General features: G+C 69.0%; 14 protein-coding genes and 1 pseudogene. 8 read left to right on the top strand and 7 right to left on the bottom strand.

The features are described 5' to 3' along the window. Positions 1–96 precede the first annotated feature (96 nt). From AC1RTO_RS09750 to AC1RTO_RS09740, 3 genes are all read right to left on the bottom strand, one after another. Positions 97–498: a glycine zipper 2TM domain-containing protein gene (locus tag AC1RTO_RS09750; RefSeq protein WP_493160672.1), complete on the bottom strand. Its 402-nt coding sequence runs from the start codon at positions 496–498 to the stop codon at positions 97–99. Between the two features lie 76 nt (positions 499–574). Continuing rightward, positions 575–970, bottom strand: a complete 396-nt coding sequence (locus AC1RTO_RS09745) for a hypothetical protein (protein WP_493160671.1) — start codon at positions 968–970, stop codon at positions 575–577. A gap of 93 nt (positions 971–1,063) precedes the next feature. Beyond that, entirely contained in the window at positions 1,064–2,089 is a 1,026-nt protein-coding gene (locus AC1RTO_RS09740) for a retroviral-like aspartic protease family protein (RefSeq protein WP_493160670.1), read from the bottom strand. A gap of 155 nt (positions 2,090–2,244) precedes the next feature. Between AC1RTO_RS09740 and AC1RTO_RS09735 the strand changes: the two genes are divergently transcribed. From AC1RTO_RS09735 to gyrB, 4 genes are all read left to right on the top strand, one after another. Continuing rightward, the gene (locus AC1RTO_RS09735) at positions 2,245–3,033 is read left to right on the top strand and encodes a Coq4 family protein (protein ID WP_493160669.1); all 789 of its coding nucleotides are present in this window, start codon (positions 2,245–2,247) and stop codon (positions 3,031–3,033) included. A 30-nt stretch (positions 3,034–3,063) separates the two neighbouring features. Beyond that, positions 3,064–4,119: a DNA replication/repair protein RecF gene (recF, locus tag AC1RTO_RS09730; protein WP_493160668.1), complete on the top strand. Its 1,056-nt coding sequence runs from the start codon at positions 3,064–3,066 to the stop codon at positions 4,117–4,119. 82 nt (positions 4,120–4,201) lie between these two features. Further along, positions 4,202–4,969, top strand: coding sequence for an OmpA family protein (locus tag AC1RTO_RS09725; RefSeq protein ID WP_493160667.1), 768 nt, complete (start codon positions 4,202–4,204; stop codon positions 4,967–4,969). 94 nt (positions 4,970–5,063) lie between these two features. Further along, positions 5,064–7,568 carry a DNA topoisomerase (ATP-hydrolyzing) subunit B gene (gene gyrB / locus AC1RTO_RS09720; RefSeq protein ID WP_493160666.1) on the top strand — a complete coding sequence of 835 codons (2,505 nt, stop codon included), beginning with the start codon at positions 5,064–5,066 and terminating at the stop codon, positions 7,566–7,568. A gap of 119 nt (positions 7,569–7,687) precedes the next feature. Here gyrB and AC1RTO_RS09715 read toward each other — a convergent pair whose 3' ends face one another. After that, positions 7,688–8,572: a LysR family transcriptional regulator gene (locus AC1RTO_RS09715; RefSeq protein ID WP_493160665.1), complete on the bottom strand. Its 885-nt coding sequence runs from the start codon at positions 8,570–8,572 to the stop codon at positions 7,688–7,690. 82 nt (positions 8,573–8,654) lie between these two features. Between AC1RTO_RS09715 and AC1RTO_RS09710 the strand changes: the two genes are divergently transcribed. The 4 genes and pseudogenes from AC1RTO_RS09710 to mmsB all read left to right on the top strand — a co-directional run. Continuing rightward, a complete protein-coding gene (locus AC1RTO_RS09710) occupies positions 8,655–10,196 on the top strand; it encodes a CoA-acylating methylmalonate-semialdehyde dehydrogenase (protein WP_493160664.1) in 1,542 nt (513 codons plus the stop codon). Between the two features lie 5 nt (positions 10,197–10,201). Next, the gene (locus tag AC1RTO_RS09705; RefSeq protein WP_493160663.1) at positions 10,202–10,735 is read left to right on the top strand and encodes a hypothetical protein; all 534 of its coding nucleotides are present in this window, start codon (positions 10,202–10,204) and stop codon (positions 10,733–10,735) included. A 7-nt stretch (positions 10,736–10,742) separates the two neighbouring features. Beyond that, on the top strand, positions 10,743–11,888 hold the full coding sequence (locus AC1RTO_RS09700) for an acyl-CoA dehydrogenase family protein (RefSeq protein ID WP_493160662.1): 1,146 nt from the start codon (positions 10,743–10,745) through the stop codon (positions 11,886–11,888). A gap of 45 nt (positions 11,889–11,933) precedes the next feature. Next, positions 11,934–12,824: pseudogene (mmsB, locus tag AC1RTO_RS09695) on the top strand (3-hydroxyisobutyrate dehydrogenase); the annotation flags it as partial. A gap of 14 nt (positions 12,825–12,838) precedes the next feature. Here the strand turns inward: mmsB and AC1RTO_RS09690 are convergent. The 3 genes from AC1RTO_RS09690 to AC1RTO_RS09680 are packed head-to-tail and all read right to left on the bottom strand — an operon-like array spanning position 12,839 to position 15,255. Continuing rightward, positions 12,839–14,239 (bottom strand): sensor histidine kinase, encoded by a 1,401-nt coding sequence (locus AC1RTO_RS09690; protein ID WP_493160661.1) that lies wholly within the window; start codon positions 14,237–14,239, stop codon positions 12,839–12,841. A 10-nt stretch (positions 14,240–14,249) separates the two neighbouring features. Then, on the bottom strand, positions 14,250–14,915 hold the full coding sequence (locus AC1RTO_RS09685) for a response regulator transcription factor (RefSeq protein WP_293876238.1): 666 nt from the start codon (positions 14,913–14,915) through the stop codon (positions 14,250–14,252). Between the two features lie 28 nt (positions 14,916–14,943). Then, on the bottom strand, positions 14,944–15,255 hold the full coding sequence (locus AC1RTO_RS09680) for a hypothetical protein (protein WP_493160660.1): 312 nt from the start codon (positions 15,253–15,255) through the stop codon (positions 14,944–14,946). Positions 15,256–15,318 lie beyond the last annotated feature (63 nt).

Below are 15,318 nucleotides of genomic sequence, written 5' to 3'. Positions count from 1 at the left end.
GCGATGCTTAACGACGATCCGACCCGCCGCAAGAAAAACGGCGCATCCGCACAAATCGCCACGAATCGCAGCGACTTGCGCGGATACCCGGCGTGCCTAGCGGCAGCGCACATTGTTGCGGTCGACCGACCGGCCGACGGCCGCACCCGCCGCACCGCCTAGAAGCGTGCCGAGCAGGCCCGAGCCACCCGGCGCGATGATGTTGCCGAGCACGCCGCCCGCGACGCCGCCGACGATCAGTCCGGTGGTGCCGTCGTTGCGCCGGCAATAATATTGGCCGTTCTCGCCGCGATAGACGCGGTCGCGCGTCGACAGGCGGCGTTCGCGATAGCGCGGGCCGTCGACGTAATAACGGTCGGCGTAATAGCCGTTATAGGCGGGATCGACGCGGTTGTAGTCATAGGAGGAATAGCCGCGATACCGGCTGTCGGTGCCATAGGTCGAGCAGCCGGCCAGGGTGGCCGCAGCGGCCATGGCCGCGATCAGGGGTGCGCGCATCGGACTCTCCTAACATCCATCAATGCCGCGTGAATGTCCGGCGCGGCCATTTGGTTGCGTGCGCCCCCGTGCGATATCAGGCGGCGCCCGCCCCGTCGCCGAAGCCGCTGCCCCGATCCGCCACCAGCGTCGGCGCCGGCCCCGTCGCAGGCCGCAGCGACTCCTTCTCGGCCTCGCTCGGCACCGCCGTCGGATCGGGCCGGAACGCCTCGACCGCGCGGGTGTCGTTGCCGGGGTGGCTGTCGCCCATCAGGTCGGTCGGCACATGCTCCGCCGCCGGATTGCCGGGCCGCTCGACGAACCCCTTCTCGCGTTCCGCCATGCCGGTCGGCGTCGCTGTCCCGTCGTTCCGATCGTTGGACGCGGGATGGCGCGATCCGGGCTTCGGCCCGAAGGCCGCCGTCGCTGCGGTCCACGCCACCGCGCCGGCTGCGAAGGCACCGAGGCCGAAACCGATATTCTTGTAATTCATGATCTTATGTCCCGGTTGCTGCGCAGGACTGGTCCAACGGTGCGGCGCCGGACCGGGTTCCGCCCGCGTCCCGCCCGGTATCGCCGTGCCGGGTCAGCGCACCGGACAGGCGCCGCCGGGCGCCTCGTCACGCAGACGGAACGGCCGCGACCCGACGACGACGCCCGCCGCGCGGCAGCGGCGCAACTGGAAGCGCACCTTCTTCGCCCCGAAATCGAGCGACACGCGACGGAAATTGCCCATCAGGTCGGTGCCGAGCATCATCGCCGGCGTCTCCGCCAGCCCGAACAGCGCGAACGGCGGCAGGTCGGCGAACGCCACCGGCACATGCGACATCACGATCCCGCCGATCCGCAGCTCCGGCACGATCCCCATCGGCACGACCATCGTCTCGCCGGTCACGCTGACCAGCGTCGCGGGCGTCATCACCGGCGGCTTGCGACGGCGGAACAGCGCGTCGCGCAGCGCGAGATTGCCGATCGTCAGCTGCGATCCGGTGTCGACCACGGCGCGGATGCGCACCCCGCCGGCGCGCGCCTGCGTCAGGATCAACTGCCCGCCCCGCTGGCGCGCGGTGACGACGATCTCGTCGGCGCTGGCCTTCACCGGCCGCCGCGTATCCTCGATCGTGATCGCCTGCCGCTCGAAATCGAGCATCAGCCGCCGGCCGCGCAAGGCGTCGATGCCGAGCAGCCCGCGCGCGCCCAGATGGCGTTCCGACAGCATCGGCGCGGCGACATCCTCCACCACGCTGCCGCCGACCGTCAGCCGCGCGATCAGCGCGGTTTCGCGCCGGCTCGCGCCCGCCATGCCGTGCAGCGTCACCGCCCGTCCCGGCGGCAGGCGCAATGCCAGCGCCAGCCGCTCGCCGATCACCGTCCGATCGGCACCGCTGTCGACCACGAACCGGAACGGCCCGCGACCGTCGATCGCCACGTCCACCGCCATGCGGGTTTCGACCTGTTCGCCGGCGACGCTGTCGCCCGCGATCTCCAGCGTGTCGTCGATCGTCGCCTCGCCCGGCGTGATCGCAGGGACAGGCGGGCGCTCGACACGCTGCGCCGCCGACGCCGCCGACAGCAGCAGGAAAGCAAGGCAGGAAAGGCGCGACGCGGCCATGGCGGACGATAGCATGTTCGCCGCCCGGCGTCAGGCAAGTCGTTCGCCGCCTTCGGGAAATGCGGTCACCATCCTGCCGGCGCGCCCTTCCGGAACGGTTGCAACGTCCTCCGCATAGCCATATACTGACACCATTGTCAGTAAGGAATCGTGCGATGGCGAAGCTTCCTCCGTTCCCCGGCACCAGCGGCAAGCGCGCGTGGCGCACCGCCTTCGATGCGTTGCGCAAGCTGCTCGCCAACGGCGACGACACGACGCAGGTGTTCCGCATCATGCGCTCGCTCAACGTCGGCGACACCGCCAACGGCTATGCGCGGCTGATCGCGACGAGCGACGGCGGGCGGATCGCCTATCAACGGACCGAATTGGCGCCGCGTTTCTCCGATCGCGACTGGGTCGCCGGATTCGCGCCCGGCACCGTCGGCGCGGCCTATCGCGACTTCCTCGACACCACCGGCTATTCGGCGGACGGGCTGGTCGAGGTCAGCCGCCTCGATCCATCCGAAACCGATGTCTACCACCCTTATGCCTGGATGGGCCGGCGCACCCGGGACGTGCACGACATCTGGCACGTCCTCACCGGCTACAAGGCGGACGAGACGATGGGCGAGGCCTGTCTCGTCGCCTTTTCCTATGCGCAGACGCGGGGCCTCGGCTGGGCGTTCATCGCCGGCGGCGCGGCGCTAAAATCGCTGCGCGCGACCGGCGGCACGCTGTTCGCCCGGGCGGTGCGCGAAGGCTATCGCAACGGCAAGCGTGCCGCCTGGCTGCTCGGCGAGGATTACGAGGCGCTGATGCACGAACCGATCGATGCCGCCCGCGCCCGGCTGCGGATCGCCGATCCGGTCGCCTACCGGCAGGCGCAGGCGGTATTGGGCGCGCGACTCGCCTCTTATGCCTCGGCGCAAAAGGAAGCCGCGCAGGCAAAGGCCGCCCTCGCCTAACCGCCCGACTTCCTGCTAGGCGCGACTGCAATGCTGTCGCGCCTTCGCCTCACCGATTTCCGCAACCACGCGGGTCTGGTGCTGGCACCCGGCCCCGGCTTCGTCGTGCTGACCGGTGAGAATGGCGCCGGCAAGACCAACGTGCTCGAGGCCGTCTCGCTGCTCGCCCCCGGCCGCGGCCTGCGTCGCGCCGCATTGTCGGACATGCAGCGTCAGGACGGTCCCGGCGGCTTCGGCATCGCCGCCACGCTCGCCGCCGCGGCTGGCGACGTCGAGATCGCCACCGGCACGATCGCGCCTGTTCCCGAACGCCGGCAGGTCCGCGTCCAGGGCGCCGCCGCCACCGCCAACACGCTCGCCGAATGGCTGACCGTTCTGTGGCTGACGCCGGCGATGGACCGCCTGTTCGTCGAGCCCGCGGGCGAACGCCGCCGGTTCCTCGACCGCCTCACCCTCGCGCTCGAACCCGGCCACGCGCATCACGCTGCCCGCTACGAAGCGGCGATGCGCGCGCGCAACCGGCTGCTCGCCGCGGATGAGCCAGCCGACCCCGACTGGCTGACCGCGCTTGAAACCCAGATGGCCGATCACGGCGGCGCGATCGAAGCCGCGCGGCGCAGCGCGGTCACGCTGCTCGGCGCGCGCCTGGCGGATGCGCCGGAGGGGCCCTTCGCCCGCGCCGCGCTGACGCTGGAGGGCTGGAGCGGCGACAGCGATCGCCTGCTCGCCGAGCTGCGCCAGAACCGCGCGCGCGACGGTGCGGCGGGGCGCGCGCTCGCCGGGCCGCACCGCGCCGACCTCGCCGTCACCCACCTCGGCAAGGGGCAGGCGGCGGCGCTCGCCTCGACCGGGGAGCAGAAGGCGCTGCTGCTCGGCATCGTCCTCGCGCATGCCGAACTGGTCGCGCAGCGCACCGGCCACGCCCCCGTGCTGCTGCTCGACGAGGTCGCCGCGCATCTCGATCCGGTCCGGCGCGCGGCGCTGTTCGCGCGGCTGTCGGGCCATGGCCAGGTGTGGATGACCGGGACCGAGCCGGCGCTGTTCGCCGACATCGGCGGGGACGCGACGCGGGTCGCGCTCGGCTGAACCTCGGCTGTCGACGCGGGTCACAAGCGGTTCAAGCCGACCGCGCCATGCCACCGCGATCGGGCGGGGTATGGAGAGTAGAATGATGAAATCCTTGGTCATTGCCGCAACGGCCCTCACCGCGATCGCGACGCCGGCGCTCGCGCAGGACCGCTGGGACTGGAGCGGCGGCCGCCCCGGCGACCGCGCCTATCGACTGGTCGGCGCCGGCGTTCCCGGCCTCTATCCCGAATTGCGCGCCACCCCGCGGGGTCGCGCCTTCGTGATGCGCAACTTCGACCGCAACCGCGACGGCCGCATCTCGCCGCGCGAGGCCGCGGACGCCAATGGCGTGTTCGCGCAGATCGCCGGCGGCCGCCGCGACGGCTTCGACTGGGACGCGCGCGACCGCACCGTCGTGGTCGAGACGCGCACCATCGTGCCGGGCCAGTGGGATCGCCGCGCGATGCACGATTACGGCTTCCGCCAGACCCCGCGCGGCGCGACGCTGACCCTGTCGGAGGACGTGCTGTTCGCCACCGACAGCGACGTGCTCCGGCCCGGCGCGATCGACCGGCTGCGGCCGCTCGCGGGCTATCTCCGTTCCAACGGCGGCGTACGGGTGTCGATCGACGGCTTCACCGACTCGCGCGGCAGCGACGCGCACAACCAGGACCTGTCCGAACGCCGCGCCGCCAGCGTCCGCGCGGCGTTCGACGCGATGGGCGTCACCCGCGCGCGCTTCAGCGTGGCGGGCCATGGCGAGGCGAATCCGGTCGCGACCAACGCCACCGCGGCGGGCATGCGCCAGAACCGCCGGGTCGAGGTGACGTTGCTCGGCCGCCGCGCGACCGAATTCGCGCGCTATTGAACCGCTTCCCCTCCCCTGCCGCGGCGGGGGAGGGTTTCTGGCGCCGGCGCCCATTTCGCTTCCGTTCCGGCCACCTGCTGCCTATATAATCGTCATGGCAGAACCCCAGAATACGAACGATTACGGCGCCTCGTCGATCAAGGTGCTGAAGGGCCTCGACGCCGTGCGCAAGCGTCCGGGCATGTATATCGGCGATACCGACGACGGATCGGGCCTCCACCACATGGTGTTCGAGGTCAGCGACAATGCGATCGACGAGGCGCTCGCCGGCCATTGCGACCGGATCGACATCCAGCTGAACGCCGACGGATCGGTCAGCGTCACCGACAACGGCCGCGGCATCCCGACCGGCATCCACCCCGAAGAGGGCGTGTCCGCGGCAGAGGTCATCATGACCCAGCTCCACGCCGGCGGTAAGTTCGAAAACACCAGCGACGACAATGCCTACAAGGTGTCGGGCGGCCTGCACGGCGTCGGCGTCTCGGTGGTCAACGCCCTGTCCGAATTCCTCGACCTGACGATCTGGCGCGACGGCGAGGAGCATTACATGCGCTTCGCCTTCGGCGATGCGGTCGCACCCCTGAAAATCGTCGGCCCGGCAGAACCCGGCCAGAAAGGGACGCGCGTCACCTTCCTGCCCTCGCCCGCCACGTTCAAGATCACCGAATTCGATTTCGACAAGCTCGAGCATCGCTATCGCGAGCTGGCGTTCCTCAATTCCGGCGTCCGCCTGTTCCTCACCGACGCGCGCCACGACGAACCCAAGACGGTGGAACTCTATTACGAGGGCGGCATCGCCGCGTTCGTGAAGTGGCTCGATCGCGCCAAGACGCCGCTGTTCCCGGAGCCGATCGCGATCAACGGCACCCGCGACGACGTGACGATGGACGTCGCGCTCGAATGGAACGACAGCTATTACGAGAACGTCCTCGCCTTCACCAACAACATCCCCCAGCGCGACGGCGGCACACACATGGCGGCGTTCCGCGCCGCGCTGACCCGCACGCTCAACAATTACGCTGAAAAGTCGGGGCTCCTGAAGAAGGAGAAGGTGACGCTGACCGGCGACGACATGCGCGAGGGGCTGACCGCGATCGTCTCGGTCAAGCTGCCCGACCCCAAGTTCAGCAGCCAGACCAAGGACAAGCTCGTCTCGTCCGAGGTGCGCCAGCCGCTGGAATCGCTGATGGCGGACAAGCTCGCCGAATGGCTCGAGGAAAATCCCGCGCACGGCAAGTCGATCGTCGGCAAGGTGATCGACGCTGCCGCCGCGCGCGAGGCCGCGAAGAAGGCGCGCGAGCTGACCCGGCGCAAGGGCGTGATGGACATCGCCTCCCTGCCCGGCAAGCTGGCGGATTGCCAGGAGAAGGATCCGGCCAAGTCCGAGCTGTTCCTGGTCGAGGGCGATTCGGCCGGCGGCTCGGCGAAACAGGGCCGCGACCGCCATTTCCAGGCGATCCTGCCGCTGCGCGGCAAGATCCTCAACACCGAGCGCGCGCGCTTCGACCGGATGATCTCCAGCCGCGAGATTGGCACGCTGATCCAGGCGATGGGCACCGGCATCGGCCGCGACGACTTCAACGCCGACAAGCTGCGCTACCACAAGATCGTCATCATGACCGACGCCGACGTCGACGGCGCGCATATCCGCACGCTGCTGCTGACCTTCTTCTATCGCCAGATGCCCGAGCTGATCGAGCGCGGCCACCTCTTCATCGCACAGCCGCCGTTGTACAAGGCGACCAAGGGCCGGTCGGAGGTGTATCTGAAGGACGATAGCGCGCTCGACGAATATCTGGTCGATGCCGGCGTGTCGTCGATGGTGTTCGAGGCGCCGAGCGGCCATCGGTCGGGGGCGGACCTGAAGAGCCTGCTCGACCATGCCCGGCGCATGCGCACGCTGATGCGCTACGTGCCGCGGCGCTACGACCCGGTCATCATCGAGGTGCTGGCGCTGGGCGGCGCGCTCGACCCGACGTTCACGCGCGAACAGCGCGCGGCGACCGTGGCCGAGGTGACGCGGCGGCTCGAATCGGGCGACGAGGAGGCCCGCTGGACCGCCCGCCTGACCGAGGACGGCGGCATCCACTTCGAACGGCTGTGGCGCGGCGTCACCGATCACCACATCGTCGAATCGACCTTCCTCGCCAGTGCCGAGGCGCGCAAGCTCCACACGCTGGCGAACGAACAGGCCGAGAGCTTCGTCGCCGCGGGCAAGCTGGTGCCACTGAAGGGCGCCGCCGCCGCGGCCGAAGAGGCCGAGCCGACGCCGGAGGGGGAAGGCCAGATCGGCAGCGTCACCACCACCGTCGCGCGCGGCGAAAGCCTCGTCGCCCGGCCATCGCAGCTGCTCGACGCGATCCTCGCCTCCGGCCGGAAGGGGCTGGCGATCCAGCGCTACAAGGGGCTGGGCGAGATGAACGCCGAGCAATTGTGGGAAACGACGCTCGACCCGTCGAACCGCACGATGCTGCGCGTCACCAGCGACGACGTGTCGGCGGCCGACATGATCTTCACCCAGCTGATGGGCGAAGTCGTCGAACCGCGGCGCGAGTTCATCCAGGACAATGCGCTGAACGTCGCCAATCTGGACGTGTAAGACCCCGTCATTGCCAGCACAGCGAAGCGATCCGGAGCGGCACGTGCGCCGCTCCGGATCGCCGCGTCGCTTCGCGCCCCGCGACGACGCAGGTCGATCGGTCGCAACCGACGACGTTTCTAGACGAACCTGTTCCGGTGCGTCGCCACCAGCGCGGTCAGCCAGTCGCGGAACGTCCGCACCTTCTTCGCCTCGCGCATGTCCTGATGCGTCACCAGCCAGAACGAGCGGCGGATCGTGCGCTCCGGCAGCACGCGGCACAGGCTGTCGTCGGCATCGCCGATGAAGCGCGGCAACACCCCCAGCCCCGCACCCGCCGCGACCAGCCGATATTGCGCGTTGATGCTCGAACTGCGCAGGCGCGGTTCCAGCTCGGCCTGAACCTCCGACAGATAGCGCAATTCGGGGGCGTAGAGCAGGTCGGGGACATAGCCGATCAGATCGTGCTCGCGCACCTGCTCGACCGTATCGGGCAAGGGCCGCCGGGCCGCATAGGCCCGCGCGGCATACAGGCCCAGCGTATAGTCGGTCAGTTTGCCGCTGATGACCGCCCCGGTCTGCGGTCGCGCGAGCATCACCGCGACATCCGCCTCGCGTCGCGACGGGTTGAGGAAGCCGCTAGTCGCGACCAGATCGACCGCCAGTTCGGGGTGCCGGCGGGCGAAGGCGGGCAGATGGTGCGCGACGAACCAAGTGCCGAACCCTTCCGACACGCTGACGCGCAAGACGCCAGTCAGATGATCGGGATCGTCGTCGGGCGCGGCGATCCGCGCCGCCGCCTGCTGCATCGCCTCGACCGCGACCAGCAACGCCGCACCCGCGGCGGTCGGCACCTGCCCCTCGCGCGTCTGTTCGAACAGGGTCTGGCCGAGCGTCGCCTCCAGCCGGCGCAGGTGCCGGGCGAGCGTGGTCGGGTCGACGCCGGTCGCCACCGCGGCGCGCGCGATCTGGCCGGCGCGGGCGATCGCTAGGAAATCCTGAAGGTCGTCCCATCGCGGCTGCATTTATGCAGGTGTGTGTCGCACTATCCGGCGTTGCGCACAAGGACGCGACGGGCGATCCTGCCGGCAATAACGGAGAGGTTCATTGCGCAACATCGATCATCTCATCGTCGGCCATGCCGGCGGTGCAGCCGACGCCGGCGGCCGCCATGGCGACGTCTTCGATCCCAATAGCGGCGAAGTGCAGGCGCGCGTGCCGCTGGGTACGCAGGCGGATCTCGATCGCGCCATCGCCGCCGCACAGGCCGCGCAGCCCGGCTGGGCCGCGACCAACCCGCAGCGCCGCGCCCGCGTCATGTTCCGCTTCAAGGAGCTGGTCGAGGCGAACATGGACGCCCTCGCCCGCCTGCTGTCGTCCGAACACGGCAAGGTGATCGCGGACAGCAAGGGCGACATCCAGCGCGGGCTGGAGGTGATCGAATTCTGCTGCGGCATCCCGCACGTGCTGAAGGGCGAATATACGCAGGGCGCCGGCCCGGGCATCGACGTCTATTCGATGCGCCAGCCGCTCGGCATCGGCGCAGGCATCACGCCGTTCAACTTCCCGGCGATGATCCCGATGTGGATGTTCGGCGTCGCCATCGCCACCGGCAACGCCTTCATCCTCAAGCCGTCCGAGCGCGATCCGTCGGTGCCGGTGCGCCTCGCCGAACTGATGCTGGAAGCGGGTGCGCCCGAGGGCATCCTGCAGGTCGTTCATGGCGACAAGGTGATGGTCGATGCGATCCTCGATCACCCGGCGATCAGCGCGGTCAGCTTCGTCGGCTCGTCCGACATCGCGCATTACGTCTATCGGCGCGGCGTCGAGGCGGGCAAGCGCGTGCAGGCGATGGGCGGCGCCAAGAACCACGGCATCGTCATGCCCGACGCCGATCTCGACCAGGTCGTCGCCGATCTGTCGGGCGCGGCCTTCGGTTCGGCGGGCGAACGCTGCATGGCGCTGCCGGTGGTGGTGCCGGTCGGCGACCGGACCGCGGATGCGCTGCGTGAAAAGCTGATCCCCGCGATCGCCGCGCTGCGCGTCGGCGTCTCGACCGACGATTCGGCGCATTACGGCCCGGTCGTCAACGCCGCGCACAAGAGCCGTGTCGAGAACTGGATCCAGACCGGCGTCGACGAAGGCGCCGAACTGGTCGTCGATGGCCGCGGCTTCACGCTGCAGGGGCATGAGAAGGGCTTCTTCGTCGGCCCGACGTTGTTCGATCGCGTCACGCCTGACATGTCGGCGTACAGGGAGGAGATCTTCGGCCCCGTCCTCCAGATCGTCCGGGCGCAGACGTTCGAGGATGCCGTCCGCCTGCCGAGCGAGCATCAATACGGCAATGGCGTCGCGATCTTCACGCGCAACGGCCATGCCGCGCGCGAATTCGCCGCGCGGGTCAACGTCGGCATGGTCGGCATCAACGTGCCGATCCCGGTGCCGGTCGCCTATCACAGCTTCGGCGGGTGGAAGCGCAGCGCGTTCGGCGACACCAACCAGCACGGCATGGAGGGCGTCAAGTTCTGGACCAAGGTCAAGACGGTAACGCAGCGCTGGCCCGACGGCACAGTGGAACTGCCGCGCGGTGCGGAAGACGGCGGACCCGCACGCGTGCAGGATGCGTTCGTCATTCCCACCATGGGGTAATATCGATGCGCCTGACGATCCTCTCCGCCGCATTGTGTCTCGCCGCCTGTTCGGGCGGCGAGACCGCCAACAACGAATCGAGCGGCGGCAGTGCGGCGGTCGAGCCGACGCCGACCAACCTGATCGACGATCCCCAGAACACGCTCGTGCCGCTCGATCCGCCGGGCAATGGCGCGGCGATCTCGCCGGTGCCGTTGCCGACCGCCAGTCCGTCGCCGATTGCGGCGATGCCGGCGGACTTTCAGGGCCGCTGGGGCATGGTCGCCAACGACTGCGATCCGAAGCGCGACGACAACAAGGGCCTGCTGACGATCGCGGGCAACCGCCTCTCCTTCTATGAATCGCGCGGCGGCGCGACGGCGATCCGCCAGCTGCAACCGACGCAGGTGGCGTTCGACCTGCCGATGAGCGGCGAGGGCATGACCTGGTCGGAACCGACCACGCTTACCCTGCTCGACGGCGGCAAGACGCTGGTACGCGAAGTGACCGGCGCGCCGGACCGTGCCGGCTCGTTCCGCTACAGCCGCTGCCCCGCCTGAGGATAATATGGACAACCAGTTCGACCTGACCGACGACCAGCGCGAGATCCAGGACCTCGCGCGCCGTTTCACCGCCGACCGGATCAGCCCGCATGCGGCCGAGTGGGACGAGAAGCACATCTTCCCGCGCGACACGATCAAGGCGGCGGCCGAGCTCGGCTTCGCCGCGATCTACGTGTCCGAGGAATCGGGCGGCATCGCGCTCGGGCGGCTGGAAGCGGCGCTCATCATGGAGGCGATGGCCTATGGCTGCCCCTCGACCAGCGCGTTCATCTCTATCCACAATATGGCCTCGTGGATGATCGACCGGTTCGGGTCGCCGGCGGTCAAGGACAAATACCTCCCCGATCTGGTCACCATGGACCGCCTCGCGAGCTATTGCCTGACCGAACCGGGCTCGGGGTCCGACGCCGCGGCGCTCAAGACGCGGGCGGTCAGGGACGGCAACGACTGGCTGGTGACGGGGTCGAAGCAGTTCATCTCGGGCGCCGGCGAGAACGAAGTCTATGTGACGATGGTCCGCACCGGCGAGGACGGCCCCAAGGGCATTTCCGCGTTGGTGATCGAAAAGGACATGCCCGGCGTGTCGTTCGGCGCCAACGAGCGCAAGCTCGGCTGGCATTCGCAGCCGACGCGGCAGGTCATGTTCGACAATGTCCGCGTGCCGGCCGAGAATCTGGTCGGGGCGGAGGGCGAGGGTTTTCGCATCGCGATGATGGGCCTCGACGGCGGACGGCTCAATATCGGCGCGTGCAGTCTCGGCGGCGCGCAGCGCTGCCTCGACGAGGCGATCGGCTATACGAAGGATCGCAGGCAATTCGGCAAGGCGATCGCCGATTTCCAGAACACGCAGTTCACGCTTGCGGATATGGCCACCGAACTGGAGGCGGCGCGTGCGCTGCTCTACATGGCCGCGGCGAAGGTGACCGCCAACGCCCCCGACAAGACGCGGTTCGCGGCGATGGCCAAGCGCCTCGCCACCGACACCGGCAGCAGCGTCGTCGATCGCGCGCTGCAATTGCACGGCGGCTACGGCTATCTGATGGACTATCCGATCGAACGCTTCTGGCGCGACCTGCGCGTCCATTCGATCCTGGAGGGGACCAATCAGGTCATGCGCATGATCGTCGGCCGCGAACTGACGCGGCAATAATCCCATGACCCCCGTCGTCGTTGCGAGCGCCGCTCGCGACGACGCACTGACAGGAGAGTATCGATGGCACGCGTCGCCTTCATCGGCCTCGGCAACATGGGCGGCGGGATGGCCGCCAACCTCGCGAAAAAGGGCCATGACGTCCGCGCGTTCGATCTCAGCGCCGATGCGCTCGCCAAGGCGAAGGCGGCGGGATGCCTGCCCGTCGCGAGTGCCGCCGAGGCGGTCGAGGGTGCCGAGGCGATCGTCACCATGCTGCCCGCGGGCGCGCATGTGGAGGGCGTCTACGCCGACGCGGTCTTCGGCCGGGCGCAGCCGTCCGCGATCCTGATCGACTGTTCGACGATCGACGTCGCCACCGCGCGCCGCGTCGCCGACACCGCCACCGCCCGCGGCCTCGCCGCGGTCGACGCGCCGGTATCGGGCGGGATCGGCGCGGCGAATGCCGGCACGCTCACCTTCATGGTCGGCGGTGCGGCCGATGCCTTCGCCCGCGCGCAGCCCTTCCTCGCCGACATGGGCAAGGCGGTGATCCATGCCGGTGCCAGCGGCGCGGGCCAGGCCGCCAAGATGGCGAACAACATGCTGCTCGGCGCGACGATGATCGCGACCTGCGAGGCGTTCCGGCTTGCCGAACGGCTCGGGCTCGACCTCCAGACCTTCTACGACATCTCTTCGGTCAGTTCGGGGCAGAGCTGGTCGATGACGACCTACTGCCCCGTTCCCGGCGTCGGACCCGATACGCCCGCCGACCACGATTATCAGGGCGGGTTCGCCGCGGCACTGATGCTCAAGGATCTGCGACTGGCGATGCAGGCGGCGGAAGAGGCCGGGGCGGCGACGCCGCTGGGACGGCACGCGACCGACCTGTACGAGGCGTTCGTCGCGGACGGCCGGGGCGGCACGGATTTCTCCGGTATCATCCGCACGCTATAGCCGGGGGTCCGCCGTCAGTTCGCCGCGGGCAGGCGCAGCCGCACCAGCAGCCCGCCGAGATCCTCGCTCTCCTCGAGGCTGACGGTGCCGCCATAGATCTCCGCGACGTCGCGGACGATCGCCAGCCCCAGTCCGGTGCCGGGCTTGCCGGTGTCGAGGCGCACGCCACGATCGAAGATGCGGATGCGGTCCTCCTCCGGGATGCCCATGCCGTCGTCCTCGATCATCAGTTCGACGAAGCCGGCCTGCGCGGCGACGGTGACGAACACGCTGCCGCCGCCATATTTCGCGGCATTCTCGATCAGATTGCCGAGCATCTCGTCGAGGTCCTGCCGCTCGACATGGACCTGCAGGTCCTTGGGGCCGGCGACGTCGATCCGGACGTGGCGATAGAGGCGGGCGACGGCGCGCTCGACCGATTCGAGGCTGGGCCAGACGTCTGCGCGGCTGTGCGCCGATCCGCGCCGGCCGACCGCGCGGGCGCGGGCGAGGTGATGGTCGACCTGCCGCCGCATCGTCCGCGCCTCGCGGATCACGGTATCGGCAAGGTCGTCGGCCTGCGCGGTCGCGGCGTTCATGATGACGGTGAGCGGCGTCTTGAGTGCATGCGCGAGGTTGCCGGCGTGGCGCCGTGCCTCCTCCGCCTGCCGCTCGTTATGCTCGATCAGCGCATTCAGCTCCTCGACCATCGGCGCGACCTCGATCGGCATCGCGGTATCGACGCGGTTCGACTGGCCCGCGCGCATCCGCGCGATCTCCTCGCGCACCCGGCGCAGCGGCCACAGGCCGTAGAAGGTCTGGAGCCATGCGAGGACGATCAGCCCCAGCCCGAGCAGCGCGAAGCTGCGCACCAGCGTCCGTCGCAGCACGGTGATCTGCGCATCCAGCCCGGCGCGGCTCTGCGCGACCTGGAACCGCCAGTGGACGCGGGACCGGGGCAGTTGCGCATCGCGCTCGACGATGCGCAGCCGCTCGTCGGGAAACTGCCGGCTGTCGTAGAAATGGACCGCGCGATCCTCGTGGACCGTGCCGAACGCCAGCCGGCGGTCCCACAGCGAGCGCGACGGAAACGCCTCGGTCACCGGCATCTTCGGCGCGGACACCTGCCAATACAGGCCTGAATAGGGTTCGAGGAAGCGCGGGTCGGCGGCGGCGTCGCGGTTGAACACCACTTCGCCGTCCGGGCCGATCTCCGCCGAGGCAATCAGCGACCGCAGCACATATTGCATCTGGTCGTCGAAATTGCGCTGCACCGCATTGGCCAGCACGCGGTCGAGCGCGAAGCCGCCGCCGAACAGCAGCAGCCCGATCCACGCCGCCGCAATCAGGATCATCCGCCGCGACAGCGACCCCGTCGTCACCGCGCGCAGGCGCGGCGGGGCTTCGGCGAGCGGCGGAACGGACGGCGTCGTCATGACGAAAGGGTCAGGCGTCCGGATCTTCGAGGCTATAGCCGAGGCCGCGGATCGTGGTGATGACGTCCTGGCCCAGCTTCTTGCGGATGCGCGTCACGAACACCTCGATCGTGTTCGAATCGCGGTCGAAATCCTGATCGTAGATATGTTCGATCAGCTCGGTGCGGCTGACCACCTTGCCCTTGTGGTGGAGCAGGTAGCTGAGCAGCTTGTATTCCTGCGCGGTCAGCTTGACCGGCTCGCCCGCGCGCGTGACCTTGCCCGACCGCGTGTCGAGGCGGACGTCGCCCGCGGTCAGTTCAGACGAGGCGTTGCCCGACGCGCGGCGGATCAGCGCGCGAAGGCGGGCGATCAGCTCCTCGGTCTGGAACGGCTTGGCGACGTAATCGTCGGCGCCCGCGTCGAGTCCCGCGACCTTGTCGGACCAGCTGTCGCGCGCAGTCAGCACCAGCACGGGCATCACCTTGCCCTCCTTGCGCCAGCGGTCCAGCACGGTCAGCCCGTCGATCTCCGGCAGGCCGAGGTCGAGCACGATCGCGTCGTAATTCTCGGTGGAGCCGAGGAAATGCCCCTCCTCGCCATCGGTGGCGAGGTCGATCGCATAGCCCGCGCCCTCGAGCGTGTTCTTGAGCTGTGCCCCGAGATTCGGCTCGTCCTCGACGATCAGAACGCGCATGTCATCTCCCCCAAAATATCTGGCAACGTCATTTGCCGGTGCGGCCGATGATCTGGCCTGAGCGGCCATCGACATCGACCCAGACGACGACGCCATCGCGCATGAATTTCAGCGTGTAAACCGACGTGCCGAAATCGAGATCGAAGCCGAGATACTCATAGCCCTTCATCGTCGGGATCACCCGCCCCTCGATCGCGCGCGGCGACAATACCTCGCCCTTGCGGCGGGCGTCATAGGCGCGTTCTTGGTCGCTCCGGCGCTGGTCCGGTTCGCCATGCGCCGCCCCGGCCGAAAACGGGGCCACAGCGGCGAGGAGCAGGAAGGGCAGAACCATCTTCATGACGACTGGCATAGGAGGAAGGCATTGAACACCCTGTGAATGGAGCGGTTGCATCGCGTTCGG

It is taken from the genome of Sphingomonas sp. GW821-FHT10F09 (assembly GCF_058809195.1).
The sequence above is the reverse complement of the archived record's forward strand: the minus strand, read 5'-3'. Positions and strand labels throughout refer to the sequence as shown.